At 69.5% G+C, this 14,458-nt stretch carries 15 protein-coding genes and 1 tRNA gene; 4 read left to right on the plus strand and 12 right to left on the minus strand.

Annotated elements, in window-relative coordinates; translation table 11 throughout:
* Positions 1 to 30: 30 nt before the first annotated feature.
* The 4 genes from TCCBUS3UF1_RS03355 to TCCBUS3UF1_RS03370 all read right to left on the minus strand — a co-directional run bounded on the left by TCCBUS3UF1_RS03355 (position 31) and on the right by TCCBUS3UF1_RS03370 (position 5,334).
* A complete protein-coding gene (locus tag TCCBUS3UF1_RS03355) occupies positions 31 to 1,008 on the minus strand; it encodes a TAXI family TRAP transporter solute-binding subunit (RefSeq protein ID WP_014515093.1) in 978 nt (325 codons plus the stop codon).
* Between the two features lie 24 nt (positions 1,009 to 1,032).
* Complete coding sequence (locus tag TCCBUS3UF1_RS03360) at positions 1,033 to 3,153, minus strand: TRAP transporter fused permease subunit (RefSeq protein ID WP_014515094.1); 2,121 nt, start codon at positions 3,151 to 3,153, stop codon at positions 1,033 to 1,035.
* A gap of 61 nt (positions 3,154 to 3,214) precedes the next feature.
* Positions 3,215 to 4,198 (minus strand): TAXI family TRAP transporter solute-binding subunit, encoded by a 984-nt coding sequence (locus tag TCCBUS3UF1_RS03365; RefSeq protein ID WP_014515095.1) that lies wholly within the window; start codon positions 4,196 to 4,198, stop codon positions 3,215 to 3,217.
* A 32-nt stretch (positions 4,199 to 4,230) separates the two neighbouring features.
* The gene (locus TCCBUS3UF1_RS03370) at positions 4,231 to 5,334 is read right to left on the minus strand and encodes a site-2 protease family protein (protein ID WP_014515096.1); all 1,104 of its coding nucleotides are present in this window, start codon (positions 5,332 to 5,334) and stop codon (positions 4,231 to 4,233) included.
* Between the two features lie 66 nt (positions 5,335 to 5,400).
* Here TCCBUS3UF1_RS03370 and TCCBUS3UF1_RS03375 point away from each other — a divergent pair, with 66 nt between their 5' ends.
* A complete protein-coding gene (locus tag TCCBUS3UF1_RS03375) occupies positions 5,401 to 6,594 on the plus strand; it encodes an MFS transporter (RefSeq protein WP_014515097.1) in 1,194 nt (397 codons plus the stop codon).
* Here the strand turns inward: TCCBUS3UF1_RS03375 and wecB are convergent.
* From wecB to TCCBUS3UF1_RS03395, 4 genes are read right to left on the minus strand one after another with little or no spacing between them, the layout of a single operon-like run.
* Positions 6,569 to 7,687: a non-hydrolyzing UDP-N-acetylglucosamine 2-epimerase gene (wecB, locus tag TCCBUS3UF1_RS03380; RefSeq protein ID WP_014515098.1), complete on the minus strand. Its 1,119-nt coding sequence runs from the start codon at positions 7,685 to 7,687 to the stop codon at positions 6,569 to 6,571. The two genes, TCCBUS3UF1_RS03375 and wecB, sit on opposite strands and share 26 nt — an antisense overlap.
* Positions 7,684 to 8,778 (minus strand): MraY family glycosyltransferase, encoded by a 1,095-nt coding sequence (locus TCCBUS3UF1_RS03385; protein WP_014515099.1) that lies wholly within the window; start codon positions 8,776 to 8,778, stop codon positions 7,684 to 7,686. Before TCCBUS3UF1_RS03385 ends, wecB begins: the two co-directional genes overlap by 4 nt.
* Entirely contained in the window at positions 8,775 to 9,401 is a 627-nt protein-coding gene (gene upp / locus TCCBUS3UF1_RS03390; protein WP_041433736.1) for a uracil phosphoribosyltransferase, read from the minus strand. Before upp ends, TCCBUS3UF1_RS03385 begins: the two co-directional genes overlap by 4 nt.
* Before the next feature lie 10 nt (positions 9,402 to 9,411).
* Positions 9,412 to 10,254 carry a phosphotransferase gene (locus TCCBUS3UF1_RS03395; RefSeq protein ID WP_014515101.1) on the minus strand — a complete coding sequence of 281 codons (843 nt, stop codon included), beginning with the start codon at positions 10,252 to 10,254 and terminating at the stop codon, positions 9,412 to 9,414.
* A gap of 18 nt (positions 10,255 to 10,272) precedes the next feature.
* On the opposite strand from TCCBUS3UF1_RS03395, the gene TCCBUS3UF1_RS03400 reads away from it, so the two are divergent.
* A complete protein-coding gene (locus tag TCCBUS3UF1_RS03400; RefSeq protein ID WP_014515102.1) occupies positions 10,273 to 11,346 on the plus strand; it encodes a radical SAM protein in 1,074 nt (357 codons plus the stop codon).
* Here the strand turns inward: TCCBUS3UF1_RS03400 and TCCBUS3UF1_RS03405 are convergent.
* Both TCCBUS3UF1_RS03405 and TCCBUS3UF1_RS03410 read right to left on the minus strand, forming a co-directional pair.
* Positions 11,340 to 11,768 carry a hypothetical protein gene (locus tag TCCBUS3UF1_RS03405; RefSeq protein ID WP_014515103.1) on the minus strand — a complete coding sequence of 143 codons (429 nt, stop codon included), beginning with the start codon at positions 11,766 to 11,768 and terminating at the stop codon, positions 11,340 to 11,342. The genes TCCBUS3UF1_RS03400 and TCCBUS3UF1_RS03405 overlap by 7 nt on opposite strands.
* Complete coding sequence (locus tag TCCBUS3UF1_RS03410) at positions 11,765 to 11,974, minus strand: CDGSH iron-sulfur domain-containing protein (RefSeq protein WP_014515104.1); 210 nt, start codon at positions 11,972 to 11,974, stop codon at positions 11,765 to 11,767. The genes TCCBUS3UF1_RS03405 and TCCBUS3UF1_RS03410 overlap by 4 nt, the downstream gene beginning before the upstream one ends.
* Here TCCBUS3UF1_RS03410 and tilS point away from each other — a divergent pair.
* Both tilS and TCCBUS3UF1_RS03425 read left to right on the plus strand, forming a co-directional pair.
* On the plus strand, positions 11,973 to 13,535 hold the full coding sequence (gene tilS / locus TCCBUS3UF1_RS11595) for a tRNA lysidine(34) synthetase TilS (protein WP_014515105.1): 1,563 nt from the start codon (positions 11,973 to 11,975) through the stop codon (positions 13,533 to 13,535). The two genes, TCCBUS3UF1_RS03410 and tilS, sit on opposite strands and share 2 nt — an antisense overlap.
* A tRNA-Ser gene (locus TCCBUS3UF1_RS03425) sits at positions 13,514 to 13,605 on the plus strand. The genes tilS and TCCBUS3UF1_RS03425 overlap by 22 nt, the downstream gene beginning before the upstream one ends.
* A gap of 25 nt (positions 13,606 to 13,630) precedes the next feature.
* Here TCCBUS3UF1_RS03425 and TCCBUS3UF1_RS03430 read toward each other — a convergent pair.
* On the minus strand, positions 13,631 to 14,236 hold the full coding sequence (locus TCCBUS3UF1_RS03430; RefSeq protein ID WP_014515106.1) for a YkgJ family cysteine cluster protein: 606 nt from the start codon (positions 14,234 to 14,236) through the stop codon (positions 13,631 to 13,633).
* Complete coding sequence (locus tag TCCBUS3UF1_RS03435) at positions 14,233 to 14,439, minus strand: hypothetical protein (RefSeq protein ID WP_014515107.1); 207 nt, start codon at positions 14,437 to 14,439, stop codon at positions 14,233 to 14,235. Before TCCBUS3UF1_RS03435 ends, TCCBUS3UF1_RS03430 begins: the two co-directional genes overlap by 4 nt.
* Positions 14,440 to 14,458 lie beyond the last annotated feature (19 nt).

Below are 14,458 nucleotides of genomic sequence, written 5' to 3' on the forward strand. Positions count from 1 at the left end.
AGGGAACGGGTCCCGATCACGCCCGAAGGCTTACCGGAGAGCCCCGGCCTCGCGGAAGTAGCGCAGGGCCCCCTCGTGGTAGGGGATGGTTCCCCCCACGAAGCGCACCGCGTTCTCCAGGGTGGTGTCCCGGGCGGCGGCCACCGCCTGGCGCAGGGTGGCCAGGTTTTCAAAGGTGGCCTTGGTGAGGGCGTAGGCGGCCTCGGCGGGAAGGCTTTCTGGGCAGACGAAGAGGTTCCAGAAGGCCAGGCTAGGGGTATCCGTCCGGGCCCCGTAGGTGGCCTTGGGGATCACCCCGGGCCCAGCCAGGCCGGGAAAGCGGCGCTGGAAGGTCTGGGCCACGGTGCTCTTGGGGTCAATGGGCACCAGGTAGATCCGTTGCCCCTTGCGGGCCAAGGCGGCGGAAAGCTCGGTGATGGCCCCGGTGGGCAGGCCTCCCGACCAGAAGAAGGCATCGATGTTCCCCTCGGCCAGGGCGTTGGCGCTCTCCTGGGCCCCGAGGCGCTCCTGCTTGGCGAAATCCTTGGGGGAAAGCCCCGCCGCCTGCAGGACCAAGAGGGCCTCCACCTCTGTGCCCGAGCCGGGAGCCCCGGTGGAGACCCGCTTGCCCTTCAGGTCCTGCACCACCCGGATGCCCGCCCCTTCCCGGGTGACGATGTGGAGGAAGTTGGGGTACATGGCGAAAAGGATGCGGGCGCTTTTAGCGGGCCTTTCCTTGAAGCGGTCGTGCTGGCCGGTGTAGGCCAGGTAGGCGGAGTCGGGCAGGACGGTGCCGCAGTAATAGGTGCCGCCCCCAGTGCGGTTTTCCAGGAGGAGGAGGTTGTCGATGGAGGCCGCGGTTTGGATGGCCTGGGCCTCGGCCACCCCGGCCTTGTTCCAGATCTCCGCCAGGGTGGTGCCGTAGTAGAAGTACACCCCCCCCACCCCTCCGGTGGCGATGACGACCCTGGGCTTTTGCGCCACGGCTAGACCCCAAAGGGCCAGAAGGGCCAACAGGACTTTTTTCATGGCCTGCCTCCTTTCCGCCTTACCCTAAGCCCCCCTTCCTGCCCTCGTCAAGCCCTTGCCCCTGGAGAAAAAGGGAAGCCCCAGGAGGAAGGCCGCCAGGTTCAGGGGCCCATGGGGGACGAAGAGCAAAACGGCCAGGGTTCCCAGGGCCCAGGCCTCCCAGCGCTTTAGGGGCCTGCGGGTGTACCCGGCCCCCGAGGCGGAGAGGTAGATGATGCCCGCGGCCACGGAGAAAAAGCGCTCCAGGATCATGGGCCAAGCCTCCCCTGGGGGGGAGTTCTCCAGCACGGGCACGATGAGGAGGGCCGTGCCCGAGTAGGAGAGGAGGAAGAAGAAGCCCACCAGGTACTTGGAGAGGGCCACCCGGGCGGCGTAGACCCCGGTTTGCAGGGGGTTGGTGCCGAAGACGCTGCTGGCGGCGTAGGCGGAGAGGGCCACGGGCGGGGTCACGTCGGCCAGGACCGCGTAGTAGAAGAGGAACATGTGGGTGGCGAGGAGGGCGGCGGAGTCGGGGATGCCGTTCTGCTTGGCCAGGGCGATGATGGCCGGGGCGGTGAGGGCGGAGGTGAGGACGTAGGTGGCCGTGGGGGGGACGCCCATGCCCAGGACCAGGCTGAAGACCGCGGTGATGAGGGTGGCGAGGAAGAGGCTTTCCCCCGAGACCTGCTGCAAGAGCTGGCTGAACTTGGAAGGAAGCCCGGAGATGACCATCATGGCGAAGATGAGGTTGGCGGCGGTGACGGCGGTGCCGATGGGCAGCAGGGTGCGGAAGCCCTCGGCCAGGCCCTGGAGGATGGGGGCTACCCCCTTGGGCCTTAGGGTGGGGTCCAGGTAGGCGATGAGGACGAAGAGGACCAGGGCCAGGCTGGCGGCGGTGCGTACCTCGTAGCCCAGGTAGAGCATGACGATGATGAGGAGGATGGGGAGGAAGAGGGTGGAGTAGCGCAGGGCGTAGGCCCTGCGGCCCATGCCCAGCTCCGCCCCCACGGGGGGCAGGCCGGCCTTGCGGGAGTAAAACTCGTTGAAGGCCAAGACGGCGGTGAGGTAGAGGAGGGCGGGCCCCAGGGCCATGATGATCACCTTCAGATAGGGGATCTGCAGGATCTCCACCATGATGAAGGCGATGGAGCCCATCACCGGCGGGGTGATGAGGGCGATGGTACCGGCGGTGGCCACCAGGCCGGCGGCGGTGAGCTGGTGGTAGCGGGCCTTCTCAAAGAGGGGCTTGGTCAGGGCGGCCACGAACTGGGTGTCTGCGGCCCCGGAGCCGGAGAACATGCCCATGAAGACGCTGGCCAGCCCCGTGACCCGCCCGGGGGTGGCGGGGTGCTTGCCCACCAGGGCCAGGGCCAGGTTGGCCACCACCTTGCCCAAGCCCAGGGCCCCGATCATGCCGGAAAGGAGGGTGAAGTAGACCAGGTACTTGGCGGACACCCCGGTGATGAGGCCGTAGATGCCGGCCTCGGTCTCGTTGAAGGTCTTGCCCAGGAGGAGGTCGATCCCCTGGCGGCTGCCGCGGAAGGCCCCGGGGAAGAGGTCGGCGTAGAGGTTATAGCTGAAGAAGAAGAGGACCAGCACCGGCATCACCGGGCCCAAGAGGCGGTAGACCAGGCCCAGGACCAGCATGATGAGGCCGAAGGACATGGCCATGTCCCAGGGCTGGGGGAGGACGGCCCGGTAGACCAGTTCCTCAAAGTAGCGGAGCTGGTAGAGGGTGGGGAAGAGGGCCAGAAGGACGGCCAGGAGGTCCGCGGGGCGCTTCAGGCCGGGGAGGAGGGCGGGCAGGGCGGCCACCGCCCAGTAGAGGAGGCCCACGGCCTTGGCCTCCCAGGGCAGGCTTACCCCGGGGACGCCGGGGAAGAGGAAGTTGTAGAGGGGGACGAGGGTGAAGAGGAAGTAGACCCAGGCCCCCAGGGTGCGCTTCCTGGGGAGGTAGAAGGAGACCAGGTATCCCCCGAGGAGGAGGAAGAGGACGTGGGTGCTCCGCTGGAGCTGGACGATGTCCAGGATGGGGATCTCCGCCCTGGCCAGGGGGGTGAAGGGGTGGAGGACCAAGTAGAGGCTGTAAAGGGCCCCCAGGATCAGGATCCCCTGGGCCAGGCGGGCCAGGGGGGTCTGCGGGGTGGAAGGGTGTTCTAGCTCCATCCGTTGCCTCCAAAAGGGCCCGGGGCCTGGGGGAGCCCAGGACACCCGGGCACGGGTGGGCTTACTTGATGAGGCCCTTCTCCTTCAGGTAGCGTTCGGCCCCAGGGTGGAAGGGGATGGGGAGCTTGCCGTAGAGCTTGGCGGTGGCCTCGAGGCTGGTGTCCTTAGCCGCCGCCACCGCGGTGCGCAGGGTGTCCAGGTTCTCAAAGACCGCCTTGATGACGCCGTAGGCGGCCTCCGCGGGCAGGGACTCGGGGCAGACCACGATGTTGCCCGTGGCCAGGCCGGGCACGTCGGTGCGGGTGTTGTAGACGCTCTTGGGCACGGTGTAGGAGTCCACCAGGCCGGGGAAGCGCTTGGTGACCACCTGGGCGGTGGTGCTCTTGGGGTCCACGGGGATGAGGTAGACCCGGTCCCCCTTGCGGGCCAGGGTCTGGGAGAGCTCCACGATGGAGCTGGTGGGCACGCCCCCCACCCAGAAGAAGGCGTCCAGGGTGCCCTCGGCCAGGGCCTTGGCCCCCTCGGCCACGGGCAGCCGCTCCCGCTTGGCGAAGCTCTCCGGCTTCACCCCCGCCCCCTGGAGGACCAAAAGGGCCAGGTTCTCCGTGCTGGAGCCGGGCTGGCCGGTGGAGACCCGCTTGCCCTTGAGGTCTTGCACCACCTTGATCCCCGATTTCTCCGTGGTCACGATGTGAATGAACGAGGGGTACATGTAAAAGAGGATCCGTTGCCCCTTGGCCGGCCGGTCCTTGAAGCGGGGCTCCTCCCCGGTGTAGGCCACGTAGGCGGAGTCCGTGGTGGAAAGGGCGCAGTAGTAGGTCCCGCCCCCGGTGCGGTCCCGGAGGAGCTGGAGGTTGTCGTAAGACCCCCCCGTCTGCACCGGCTGGGCCTCGGCCACCCCGGCCTTGTTGAGGATATCTGCCAAGGCGGTGCCGTAGTAGAAGAAGACGCCCCCGGTGCTTCCGGTGCCGATCACTACCTTGGGCTTCTGGGCCAGGGCTAGGCCCAGGGCCACCAGACTGATCAGCAAAAGCGCTCTTTTCATGGCCACCTCCCGTATACTTTTGCGCCCCTAACCTACCCCACCCCCGTAGGTCTGTCAAGGCCGAGAAGCCGCACCTGGAAGGCCCTGAGGAGGTCGGTCTTGCTGAGGATCCCCACCAGCCGCCCCCCCTTTAGCACCAGGCCCCGGGCGTAGCCCCGCTCGGCCATGCGCTCCAGGGCGCTTAGGGCCTCGTCCTCCGGGGAGAGGATGAGGGGCACCTGCAGGTAGCGGGCCACGGGGGCTTGGAGGTCGGCCCCCTCCAGCCCCTCCAGCCCCACCACCCCCAGCACCTGGCCCCCCTCCACCACGGGGAAGCCCGATACCCGGTAGGCCAGGGCCAGGGACAGGGCTTCGGCCACGGGGAGGTGGGGGGGGATGGCGATGGGGTCTTGGGTCATGAGGTCCCGCACCTTTAGCCCCTCCAGGGCCTGGGCCAGGAGGGTGGCCTCGGCCTCGGCCCTCGAGGCCATGTAGACAAAGAAGGCCACCAGGATCAGGAAGGGGTTCAGGACCAGAAGCCCCAAAAGCCCCAGGGCCACCGCCACCCCCTGGCTCAGGGCCACCGCCTGCCGGGTGGCCCGGAGGTAGGGCCTGCGCAGGGCCAGGAGGGCCCGGTACACCCGGCCCCCGTCCAAGGGCAGGGCGGGGAGGAGGTTGAAAAGCCCCAGCATCAGGTTGACCCAGGCCAGGTAGTGGCTCAAAAACCCCCAGGCCCCCCCCTCCCCCCAGACCAGGCGGAAGAGGAGGGCCAGGGCGAAGCTCACCCCCGGGCCCGCCAGGGCGATCTTGAGCTCCTTTGGGGGTTCCCGGGGGATGCGCTCCATCTGGGCCACCCCGCCCAGGAGCCACAAGGTGATGCGGCGGGTGGCCACGCCCAGGCTCCGGGCGGCCAGGGCGTGGCCCAGCTCGTGGAGGAGGACGGAAAGGAATAGGCCCAAGGCGGCCAAAAGCCCGAGGAGGAAGGGCCAGGGGCCCTGGAGGAGGCTGGGGTCAGTTCCAAGGCCAAAAAGCTGCAGGTAAAGGGGCAGGTTGCTCCCGATGAGGAAGGCCCATAGGGGCAGGACCACCAGGAAGGAGAGGTCCAGGTAGATGGGGATGCCCAGGACGGGGAAGAGGAGAAGGCCGCGCTGGAGCATGCCCCAGTATACCCCCCGGGGAGGAGGGATTGATAATGACCGGTCAGTCAGTCGTAGGATAGGGAGGTGCTGGCCCTGGCCCTCCTCAAGGATCCCCTCTACCGCCCCTACTGGCTGGCCCTCTTCACCTCCCAGATGGGCACCTGGATGCAGTCCGCCGCCCAGGGGTGGCTGGTCCTCCTCCTCACGGGGAGCGCCGAGCGGTTGGGGCTGGTGGTGGCCCTGCAGTTCCTGCCCTCCCTGCTCTTCTCCCTGCCCGCCGGGGTCCTGGCCGACCGCTACCCCAAGCGCAACCTCCTCCTCTTGACCCAGGGGGGGATGATGCTCCTGGCCCTCCTCATGGGCCTCCTTATCCTCACGGGCTGGGTGCGCTACGGCCACGTCCTCCTCTTCGCCTTCCTCTACGGGGCCCTGAACGCCATGGACCTGCCCGTGCGCCAGAGCTTCACCGTGGAGCTGGCGGGGCGGGAGCGCTACCCCGGGGCCATCGCCCTCAACTCCTTCGGCTTCAACACCAGCCGCCTCCTGGGCCCGGCCCTATCCGGCTTTCTCATCGCCCTTTTTGGGGTAGGGGTGGCCTATCTGGCCAACGCCCTTTCCTTCCTCCCCCTGCTCCTGGTCCTCCGCCGCGTCCCCCCAGGGCCTCGAGGGGAAGGGGATGGCCGCTGGTGGCGGGAGGCCCAGGAGGGGGTGCGCTTCGTCCTGGAACACCCCCTGGTGCGGCGGGTGGTGGGGCTGGTCCTTTTCGCCAGCCTTCTCGGCATGAACTTCCAGACCCTGGTCCCCGCCTACGCCCGGCTGGTCCTGGGGCTTTCCGCCACCGGGTACGGTTTCCTGGTCTCCTCCGTGGGCCTGGGCGCCCTGGGGGCGGCCCTGGTCATGGCCTTCACCGGGCGGCCCAAGCCCGTGCGGCTCCTTCTGGGGGTGTTTCTCCTGGCCTTGGCCCACCTGGGCCTCTTCCTGCCCAAGCCCGCCCTGGCTCCCCTCTTCCTCGCCCTGGGGGGGTTTGGCATGATCTCCGTCCTCATCAACGCCAACACCCTGGTGCAGCTCTCCGTGCCCGACCGGCTACGGGGCCGGGTCATGGCCGTCTACAGCCTGGTCATGCTGGGCACGGGGCCCCTGGGGGCCTACCTCACCGGCCTTCTCTTTGAGGCCCTAGGGGGGCGGTGGGCGGCCCTGGCCCTGGGGGGGGTGGTCCTCCTGGTGGGGCTTTACCAGCTCCGCCCCTGGCCTAAGGGTCCCAGTCCGCCGGCCTAGGCCCGAGGCCAAGCCGCCAGGCCACCCCCCGGGCCACCCGCTCCCCGGCCTTACCGTCCCCGTAGGGGTTTTTGGCCTGGCGCATGCGGGAAAGCTCCTCCGGGCTTTCCAAAAGCCCCTTCACCGTCCGGTAGACCCCCTCGGGGTCGGTGCCGGCCAGCTTCAGGATGCCGGCCTCGAGGCCTTCCGGCCGCTCGGTCACGTTGCGCAGCACCACCACCGGCACCCCCAAAGCCGCCCCCTCCTCCTGAAGCCCCCCGGAGTCCGTAACCAAAAGCAGGCTCTCCCGGATCAGGGCCGCCATGGGGCCGTACTCCAAGGGGTCCAGCAGGACGAAGTTCCTCACCCCCTTGAGCACCGGGTAGACCGCCTCCCGCACCACGGGGTTCAGGTGCACCGGGTAGACGAAGGTAAGGTGAGGGAAGGCCTCGGCCACCCGCCTTAGGGCCCGGGCCAGCTCCCCCAGGATGGGCCAGTTCTCCCGCCGGTGCATGGTCACGGTGACGTAGGGCCCGGGGGGCAGGCCCTCGGGAAGCCTCCCCAGCCTCGCGGCCAGGAGGACGGCGTCCACCCCGGTCTGCCCCGTCACCAGGATCCCCGCCTCCCCCTTCCCCTCCCGCAGGAGGTTGGCCTTGGCCAGGGGGGTGGGGGCGAAGTCCAGGTCGGTGAGGACGTCGGTGAGGCGGCGGTTGGCCTCCTCGGGGAAAGGCTCTTTCAGGTTCCCGCTCCTGAGCCCGGCCTCCACATGCCCCATGGGGATCCCTTCCAGGAAGGCCGCCCAAGCCACGGCGAAGGTGGTGAGGGTGTCCCCGTGCACCAGGACGTAGTCCGCCCGCATCTCCCGCAAGGCCCGGGCCGCCTGGGGAAGGATCCGGGCCGCCAGGTCGGGGAGGGTCTGGCGCTCCTGCATCACGTCCAGGTTCCGGTCCTCCCGCAGGCCAAAAAGGCTTAGGGCCTGGCGGAGCTGTTCCCGGTGCTGGCCGGTGAGGAGGATGAGGGGCTCCAGGTGGGGCAGGCCCCGGAGGGCCAGGTAGACCGGGGCCATCTTGGTGGCCTCGGGCCGGGTGCCGAAGGCCAGGACCACCCGCTTCATCCCCCCACCTCCCCCCGCCAAAGGGCCTTGAGCCGGCGGTAGGTGACCCAGGCCAGGCCCAGCACGCTGGCCAGGAGGCTGGCCCCCACCGCCTCCAGGGGCATGCCCAGGTAGGCCATGGCCAGAAGGTTGAAGGCCAGGGCCACCCCCCAGAGGGCGAAGGCCACCCGTCTTTGCGAGAGCCCCCGGGCCAGGAGGCGGTGGTGGATGTGGTCCTTGCCCGGGGTGGAGAGGGGGTTCTGCCCCTTAAGGAGCCTGCGCACCACCACCTGGGTGGTGTCCAGGATGGGCAGGAGAAGGAAGAGGATGGGGGGGAGGAGGCCCAGGAAGGTGGTGAGCTTGAGGTTGCCCAGCAGGGCCGTGGCCGCCAGGGTGTAGCCCAGGAAGTAGGCCCCGGCATCCCCCAGGATGATGCGGCTCGGGTGGAGGTTGTGCCTTAGGAAGCCCAAGGCCGCCCCGGCCAGGGCGGCCAGGACCAGGGTGCCCGCGGCCCAGAAGGGGAACTGGGCGGAAACGAAAAGGAGGCTTACGGCGCTGATGTAGGCGATCCCCCCTGCCAGGCCGTCCAGGCCGTCCATGAGGTTCAGGGCGTTGGTGATGCCCACCACCCAAAGCCAGGTGAGGAGCAGGCCCAAGGCGGGGTCCAACGGGGTGCCGAAGGCCGCCTCAAAGCGGATCCCTACGGCCATGAGGAGGAGGGCGGCCAGGGTCTGCACGAAGAGGCGGAAAAGGGGGGGGAGGCCGAACTGGTCGTCCATGAAGCCCACCAGGACCAGCCAGGCCCCCCCGAGGAGGATGGCCAGGACCTGGATGAGGACCTGTTCCACCAGGATGGGCCGGAGGAAGGCCGCCACCACCAGGGCCAGCACCACCCCCGCGTAGACCGCAAGGCCCCCGGCGTTGGGGAGGGGCTCCCGGTTCAGCCGCCGCTCGTTGGGCTGGTCGGCCCAGCCCACCTTGAGGGCGAAGCGGCGCACGTGGGGAAGGAAGCGCCAGGTGAAGAAAAGGGCCAGGAGGAAGGCGAAGGCCACGGTGACCCACCCCGTGCCCGTGGGCTCGGCGACGCCGATGCGCTTGAGGAGCTCGCTCATTTGGTGCCGTAGATCCGGTCCCCGGCATCCCCTAGGCCGGGGACGATGTAGCCGTGCTCGTTGAGGCGCTCGTCAATGGCGGCCACCACCACCTCGGTGTCGGGGTGGTCCTGCCGGATGCGCTCCAGGCCCTCAGGGGCGGCGATGAGGCACATGAGCTTGACGCCCTTGGCTCCCCGCGCCTTGAGAAGGCCTAGGGCGTGGCTGGCGCTTCCCCCCGTGGCCAGCATGGGGTCCAGGAGGAAGACCCGGCGCTCGGCGATGTCCGGGGGGAGCTTGGCGTAGTACTGCACCGGCTTCAAGGACTCGGGGTCCCGGTAGAGGCCGATGTGCCCCACCCGGGCGTGGGGCACCAGCTTCAAGATGCCCTCCACCATGACCAGGCCCGCCCGGAGGATGGCCACCAGGGCCAGCTTCTTCCCCGAGAGCACCTTGACCCGGGCTGGGGCCACGGGGGTTTCCACCAGGGTTTCCCTGAGCTCCAGGTCCCGCATGGCCTCGTAGGCCATGAGGAGGGAGAGCTCCTCGGCCAACTCCCGGAAGTCCTTGGCGCCCGTGCGTTTGTCCCGCAGGTGGGCCAGCTTGTGCTGGACCAGGGGGTGGTCCACCAGGGTGATCCTCATCCCCAAGAGCCTAACACGCCCCGCCCCTGCGGGGAAGGCAGTCCCGGAGGAAGCTTGCCGCCCGGGGAAGCTTCTCCTTTAGGGCCTCGGCGAACCCCTCAGGGTGCTTGGTGCGGAACCAGTGCAGGTCGTGGAGGTAGGTGAGGGGCACGTAGAAGGCCAGGCGCTCCCGCACCTCCTTAGGGTACAGGCGGGCCAGGCGGAAAAGGGCCTCCCGGGCGGCCCCTTCCCCCAAGAGGTCCAGGCTTCCCGTCTTGAGGAGGGCCAGGTCCCGCGCCGGATCGTCCCCCCCCGCGCGCACCCAGTCCACCAGCATCACCTCGGGGCCTTCCTGGCCAGCTTCCTTCAACAGGAGGTTGCCGGCCCAGGCGTCCCGGTGGCAGAAGCGGTGCTCGGCTCCCGCGGCCAGGTCCACCTCCCGCTCCAGGGCCTCGAGGAGGGCCAGGGCCTCGGGGAAGGGGTGGAGGCTTTCCCGGAAGCGTTCTAGGCGTTCCAAAAGGGCCTCCCGCCTTACCCCCCCGGGCTCGGGGAGGCGGTGCAGGGAGAGGAAAAGGTGGGAGAGGGCGGCCAGGGTCTTCTGGGTGAAGGCTTCGGGGGAGAAGGGTTTTCCGGGGAAGCGGCGGGTGATGAGCACCCCCTGGCCCTCCACCACCTCCACCCCCAGGACAAAGCTCCCCAGGCCGGCCCGGGCCATCCTCCGGGCCTCGAGGGCCGCCAGGTGGGCCTCCTCGGGCCTGTACACCTTGTACACCCTTTCCCCGTCGGTGTAGACCCGGGCCTCAAACCCCCCCAAGGGGGTGAGGTGGGCCAGGACCTGGGGGGAGAGGAGGCCTTGCAGGGCCGAAAGCGCCACGGGCCTTATTCTAAGGCCGTGGAGCTCCTGCGGCCCGAGGCCACCCTCCTCTCCCTGGGGGAGAGGGTCCTTTCCTTTGACCGGGAGGGAAGGCCCTACCACTACTTCCGCCAGGGGCGCACCTACAAGCGGTCCCTGGACGGGAGCCTCCACCTCCGCCACCGGGAAGGGGAGAGGCGGAGGCGGCGCCTGGGGGAGGAGGAGGCCCTCCAGGTCTACCAGGAGATCCTGGCCCTGGCCGAGGCCCACCTGCAAGACCCCACCCGGCGGGCCGAGGTCCTCCGCTGGACCCCGGAGGCCCTCCTGGACCCCACCCCTTACCGCCGGGCCTACCCCTGGCCCGTGAGCATCCTCCCCCCTGAGGCCTACCTTTCCGTGGTCCTCCAGGCCACCACGGGCTGCACCTGGAACCGCTGCGCCTTCTGCGCCTTCTACCAGGACCGCCCCTTTCAGAAGCGCACCCCAGAGGTCTTCGCGGAGCACCTGGAGCGGGTTCTGGCCCTGCTGGGCCGGGGGCGGCTTTTGCGGCGGGGGGTGTTTCTGGCAGACGGGAACGCCCTCAGCCTGGGCGAGCCCCTCCTGCCCCTCCTGGAGGCGGTGGGCCGGGCCTTTCCCGGGGAGGCGGTGCAGGGCTTTTTGGACCTCTTCACCGGGCTTAGGAAGGAGGCCTCCTGGTGGGAGCGGCTTCGGGCCCTGGGCCTGAGGCGGGTCCACCTGGGCCTGGAGACGGGGCATGCCCCCCTTCTCCGGCTCCTGAACAAGCCTGGCCACCCCCAAGAGGCCATCCCCCTGGTGCGGGCCCTCAAAGGGGCGGGCCTTTCCCTGGGGGTCATCTTCCTGGTGGGGGCAGGAGGGAAGGCCTTCGCCGAGGCCCACCGCCGGGAAAGCCTGGCCCTTTTGGCCCAGCTATCCCTGGACCGGGGGGATGTGGTCTACCTTTCGCCCTTTCAAGAAGCCCCTGGTACCCCCTACGCCCTCTGGGGCTTGGAACCCCTGGAGGACCTGGAGGGGGAGGTCCGGGCCTGGGCCCAGGGGGTGCGCCGGCTGGGCCTGCGGGCGGCCCGGTACGACGTCCGGGAGTTCCTCTACTGAGAGCGCAGGAGGATGAAGCCCAGAAGGGCCAGGAGGAGGCCAAGGAGCTGGCCTGGGGATAGGCTTTCCCGGAAGAAAAGGAAGCCCAGGGGCACCAGGAGGAGCAGGGTGCCCACGTTGGCCACCACGGGGGCTAGGGCCAAGGGCCAGCCCGTGCGGTAGACCAGAAGGTAGCCCAGCTCTATCCCCACCACGGCCAGCCCCAGGGCCCAGGGGGCCCAGGAGGGCTCGCGGAGGAGGTCCGCAAGCCCCCCCTTCGCCGGGTAGAGGAGGAGGCCCAGGGCGCTCAGGGCCAGGGCCACCCCGTAGACCAGGACCAGGAGGGCAAAGGGGTTGGCCGTGGGGGGCATGGCGCGCTGGGCCACCTGGTACAGGGTGAGGCTGGCCACCACCAAGGCCATGGAGAGAAGGTAAGGGCTCATCCTTCCCCTGGCACCTCGCCGCCTTCCCCCTGGAACCCCGCCTCCTTGTGGCTTCCGTCGCAGAAGGGCTTTTCCCGGGAGTAGCCTAAAGCGGCAAAGGGCCAGCTTGGTCCCTCCCGTTTCCTCTCCTCTCCCTGCCAGCGGAAGGGGGTTCCCTGGGGTAGGTCCAGGACATAGGGGCCATTTTCCCGGAAGCGGAGGCGCATGTCCCTCAGGGTAGCGGGCTATAGTGGGGGCGTGCAAGGGCTGGAGGCGGCCTTCGCCGAGCGCTTAGCCCGCCTGGCCCCTCAGGACCCCTTGGTCTTGGCGGTGTCCGGGGGCGGGGATTCCGTGGCCCTGGCCCACCTGGTGCGCCGGGCCGGGCGGCAGGGGGTGGTGGCCCACTTGGACCACGCCCTCCGCCCGGAAAGCGGGGAGGACCTGGCCTTCGTCCGCGCCCTGGCCCAGCGTCTGGGCTTTGCCTTCCGCGCCGAGCGGGTGGAGGTGGGGAGGATCGCCCGGGAGCGGGGGGAGAACCTCGAGGCCCTGGCCCGGCAGATCCGCTACGCCTTCCTCCACCGGGTGGCCCGGGAGGTGGGGGCCAAGGCCATCCTCACCGCCCATACCCTGGACGACCAGGCGGAAACCGTCCTGCTCAAGCTCCTCCAGGGCACCGCCCGGGCCCTGGGGATCCGGGAGAAGGAGGGCCTCTTGGTCCGGCCCCTCCTCCCTTTTGCCCGGGAGGAGCTCCGGGCCTACCTGGAGGGTTTGGGGGAGGCTTGGCGGGAGGACCCCTCCAACCAGGACCCCACTTGGGACCGCAACTACCTGCGCCTCATGGTCTTTCCCTCTCTCCTTGCCCGCTTCCCCCGGGCCCGGGAGGCCCTTGCCCGCTTCGCCGAGGTCCGGGAGGGGGAGGAGGCCTACCTGGAGGGGATGGCCCGGGCCCGCCTCCTCCCCGACCCCCGCTTCTTTGTCCCCGCCTACCGGGCAATCCCCCTCCTCCAGGCCCCGGAGGCCCTGCGGCGGCGGGCCCTTAGGCAGGTGCTGGAGGCCTTGGGCCTGCGGCCTGAGGCCCGCCTGGTGGAGCTACTGGAAGGGGCCTTGCGGGGGAGGGCAGCCACCCTGCCCGGGGGGTACCTGGCCCGGCGGAAGGGGGGTACCCTTTTCCTCCTCCCTCCAGAGCCCAGGCTGCCCTTGCCCCCTGGCTTCCGCCGCCCGGAGCCGGGGGATTATTTGGAAAGGCCCTTTGGCCGCAAGCGGATTTGGGACTTCTTGGCGGAAAAGGGAGTACCCAGGGAGCTCAAGGGGCTGTGGCCGGTGCGGGCCGAGGGGAAGCGGGTGGAGGCGGTGCTGGGCCTCTATCCCCCCGGGGAGGAGGAGCGCGGCATGGCCCTGGCCCTGGAGGAGGCCAAGGCTGCCCTAGGGGAGGGGGAGGTGCCGGTGGGGGCGGTTTTGGTGGTGGGGGGAAGGGTCTTCCGGGCCCACAACCGGGTGGAGGCCCTCAAGGACCCCACGGCCCATGCGGAACTCCTTCTCCTGCGCCAAGCGGGCAAGGAGGCCCGGGGGGGGAGGCTTTACGTGACCCTCGAGCCCTGCCGCATGTGCCACCACGCCCTGAAGGAGGCCGGGGTGGAGGTGGTCTACGGGGCGGAAAACCTCAAGGAAGGGGCCCTCACCCGCTTCGGCCAGGGGGGTGGGATGCGGGGTGGCGTCTTGGAGGGCGCCTGTGCTAAGCTTTTGAGGGATTTCTTCTCCCGGCTCAGGGAGGGGTGCCGGAGCGGTTGAACGGGCCGGTCTCGAAAACCGGTAGGCCCCGCAAGGGGCCTCGCGGGTTCGAATCCCGCCCCCTCCGCCAAAGGGGCGGCCCCAGGGCCGCCCCTTTAGACCACCTGGAACCCCCAGGACCCGCCCAGAACCCCCAGGGTTTGCAAAAGGGCCTCCACCCCTTCCCTCTCTGGGGGAAGCCCCCTTAGGAGGAGGTACAGGAGGCTTCCCAGCTCCCCAATGACGGCAAAACCATAGCGCCTTTGCTCTTCTTCCCAAAGCCTTTCCATGCGCAGGTGGGCCATCCGCCAGGGTACCTTTAGGAAGTGGTCGGGCGGGGTTTGGGCCTCGGGGTGGCAGAGGCTGGGGTCGTGGGCGGTGAGGAGGCCCCGGCAGGCCAGGGGCCTATGGGGGTAGACGCCGCAAAGCCCCCCCTCCAGGAAGGGGCAGGGGGTGCGGCTTCGGAAGAAGCGGCTGGGGAAGTCCGCCTGGTCCTTCCCCTCCGCTAAGAGGGCGAGGCGCCTTGGGCCTTCCTCCAGGAGGCGGGCCCTCTGGCCCTCCGTGAGCTGGGGGAGGAGGGCCTCTCCCTCCAGGCGGGAAAGGGTCACGAGGCCAAAACAACAGGCAAAGCACCCCGCCTGGCAGGAGGGCTTGACCCCCTTGTGGGCCAAGTAGTCGGCGAGGTCCAACTCCAGGGCGCGCCAGGCTTCCTGAGGGCTCATCGCCGTAAGCGGTAAACCCCTTTCCGGGGGTCAAAGGGGCAGGCCCGGAAGGCCAGGTGGGGGCAGAAGCGCCTGTGGCGGCGCACTTCCTCCGCCAGGGCCCTGGGGAGGCCACAACGGGGGCAGCGGGCAGGCGGCTTGGGCCGTAGGAGGTAAAGGAGGTAGAGGAGGAGGGCAAGCCCGAAGAGGGCGAGAGGCTCCACGCCCCCAGTCTAGCGGCGT

It is taken from the genome of Thermus sp. CCB_US3_UF1, from assembly GCF_000236585.1.
Classification (GTDB): Bacteria; Deinococcota; Deinococci; order Deinococcales; family Thermaceae; genus Thermus.

Excerpts from the sequence above, each read along its gene's own strand:
- TCCBUS3UF1_RS03365 (WP_014515095.1), bottom strand. The coding sequence starts at position 4,198 with ATGAAAAGAGCGCTTTTGCTGATCAGTCTGGTGGCCCTGGGCCTAGCC.
- tilS (WP_014515105.1), top strand. The coding sequence starts at position 11,973 with ATGTCCCTCAGGGTAGCGGGCTATAGTGGGGGCGTGCAAGGGCTGGAG.
- wecB (WP_014515098.1), bottom strand. The coding sequence starts at position 7,687 with ATGAAGCGGGTGGTCCTGGCCTTCGGCACCCGGCCCGAGGCCACCAAG.
- TCCBUS3UF1_RS03430 (WP_014515106.1), bottom strand. The coding sequence starts at position 14,236 with ATGAGCCCTCAGGAAGCCTGGCGCGCCCTGGAGTTGGACCTCGCCGAC.
- TCCBUS3UF1_RS03355 (WP_014515093.1), bottom strand. The coding sequence starts at position 1,008 with ATGAAAAAAGTCCTGTTGGCCCTTCTGGCCCTTTGGGGTCTAGCCGTG.
- TCCBUS3UF1_RS03385 (WP_014515099.1), bottom strand. The coding sequence starts at position 8,778 with ATGAGCGAGCTCCTCAAGCGCATCGGCGTCGCCGAGCCCACGGGCACG.
- TCCBUS3UF1_RS03370 (WP_014515096.1), bottom strand. The coding sequence starts at position 5,334 with ATGCTCCAGCGCGGCCTTCTCCTCTTCCCCGTCCTGGGCATCCCCATC.
- TCCBUS3UF1_RS03410 (WP_014515104.1), bottom strand. The coding sequence starts at position 11,974 with ATGCGCCTCCGCTTCCGGGAAAATGGCCCCTATGTCCTGGACCTACCC.
- TCCBUS3UF1_RS03360 (WP_014515094.1), bottom strand. The coding sequence starts at position 3,153 with ATGGAGCTAGAACACCCTTCCACCCCGCAGACCCCCCTGGCCCGCCTG.
- upp (WP_041433736.1), bottom strand. The coding sequence starts at position 9,401 with ATGAGGATCACCCTGGTGGACCACCCCCTGGTCCAGCACAAGCTGGCC.
- TCCBUS3UF1_RS03405 (WP_014515103.1), bottom strand. The coding sequence starts at position 11,768 with ATGAGCCCTTACCTTCTCTCCATGGCCTTGGTGGTGGCCAGCCTCACC.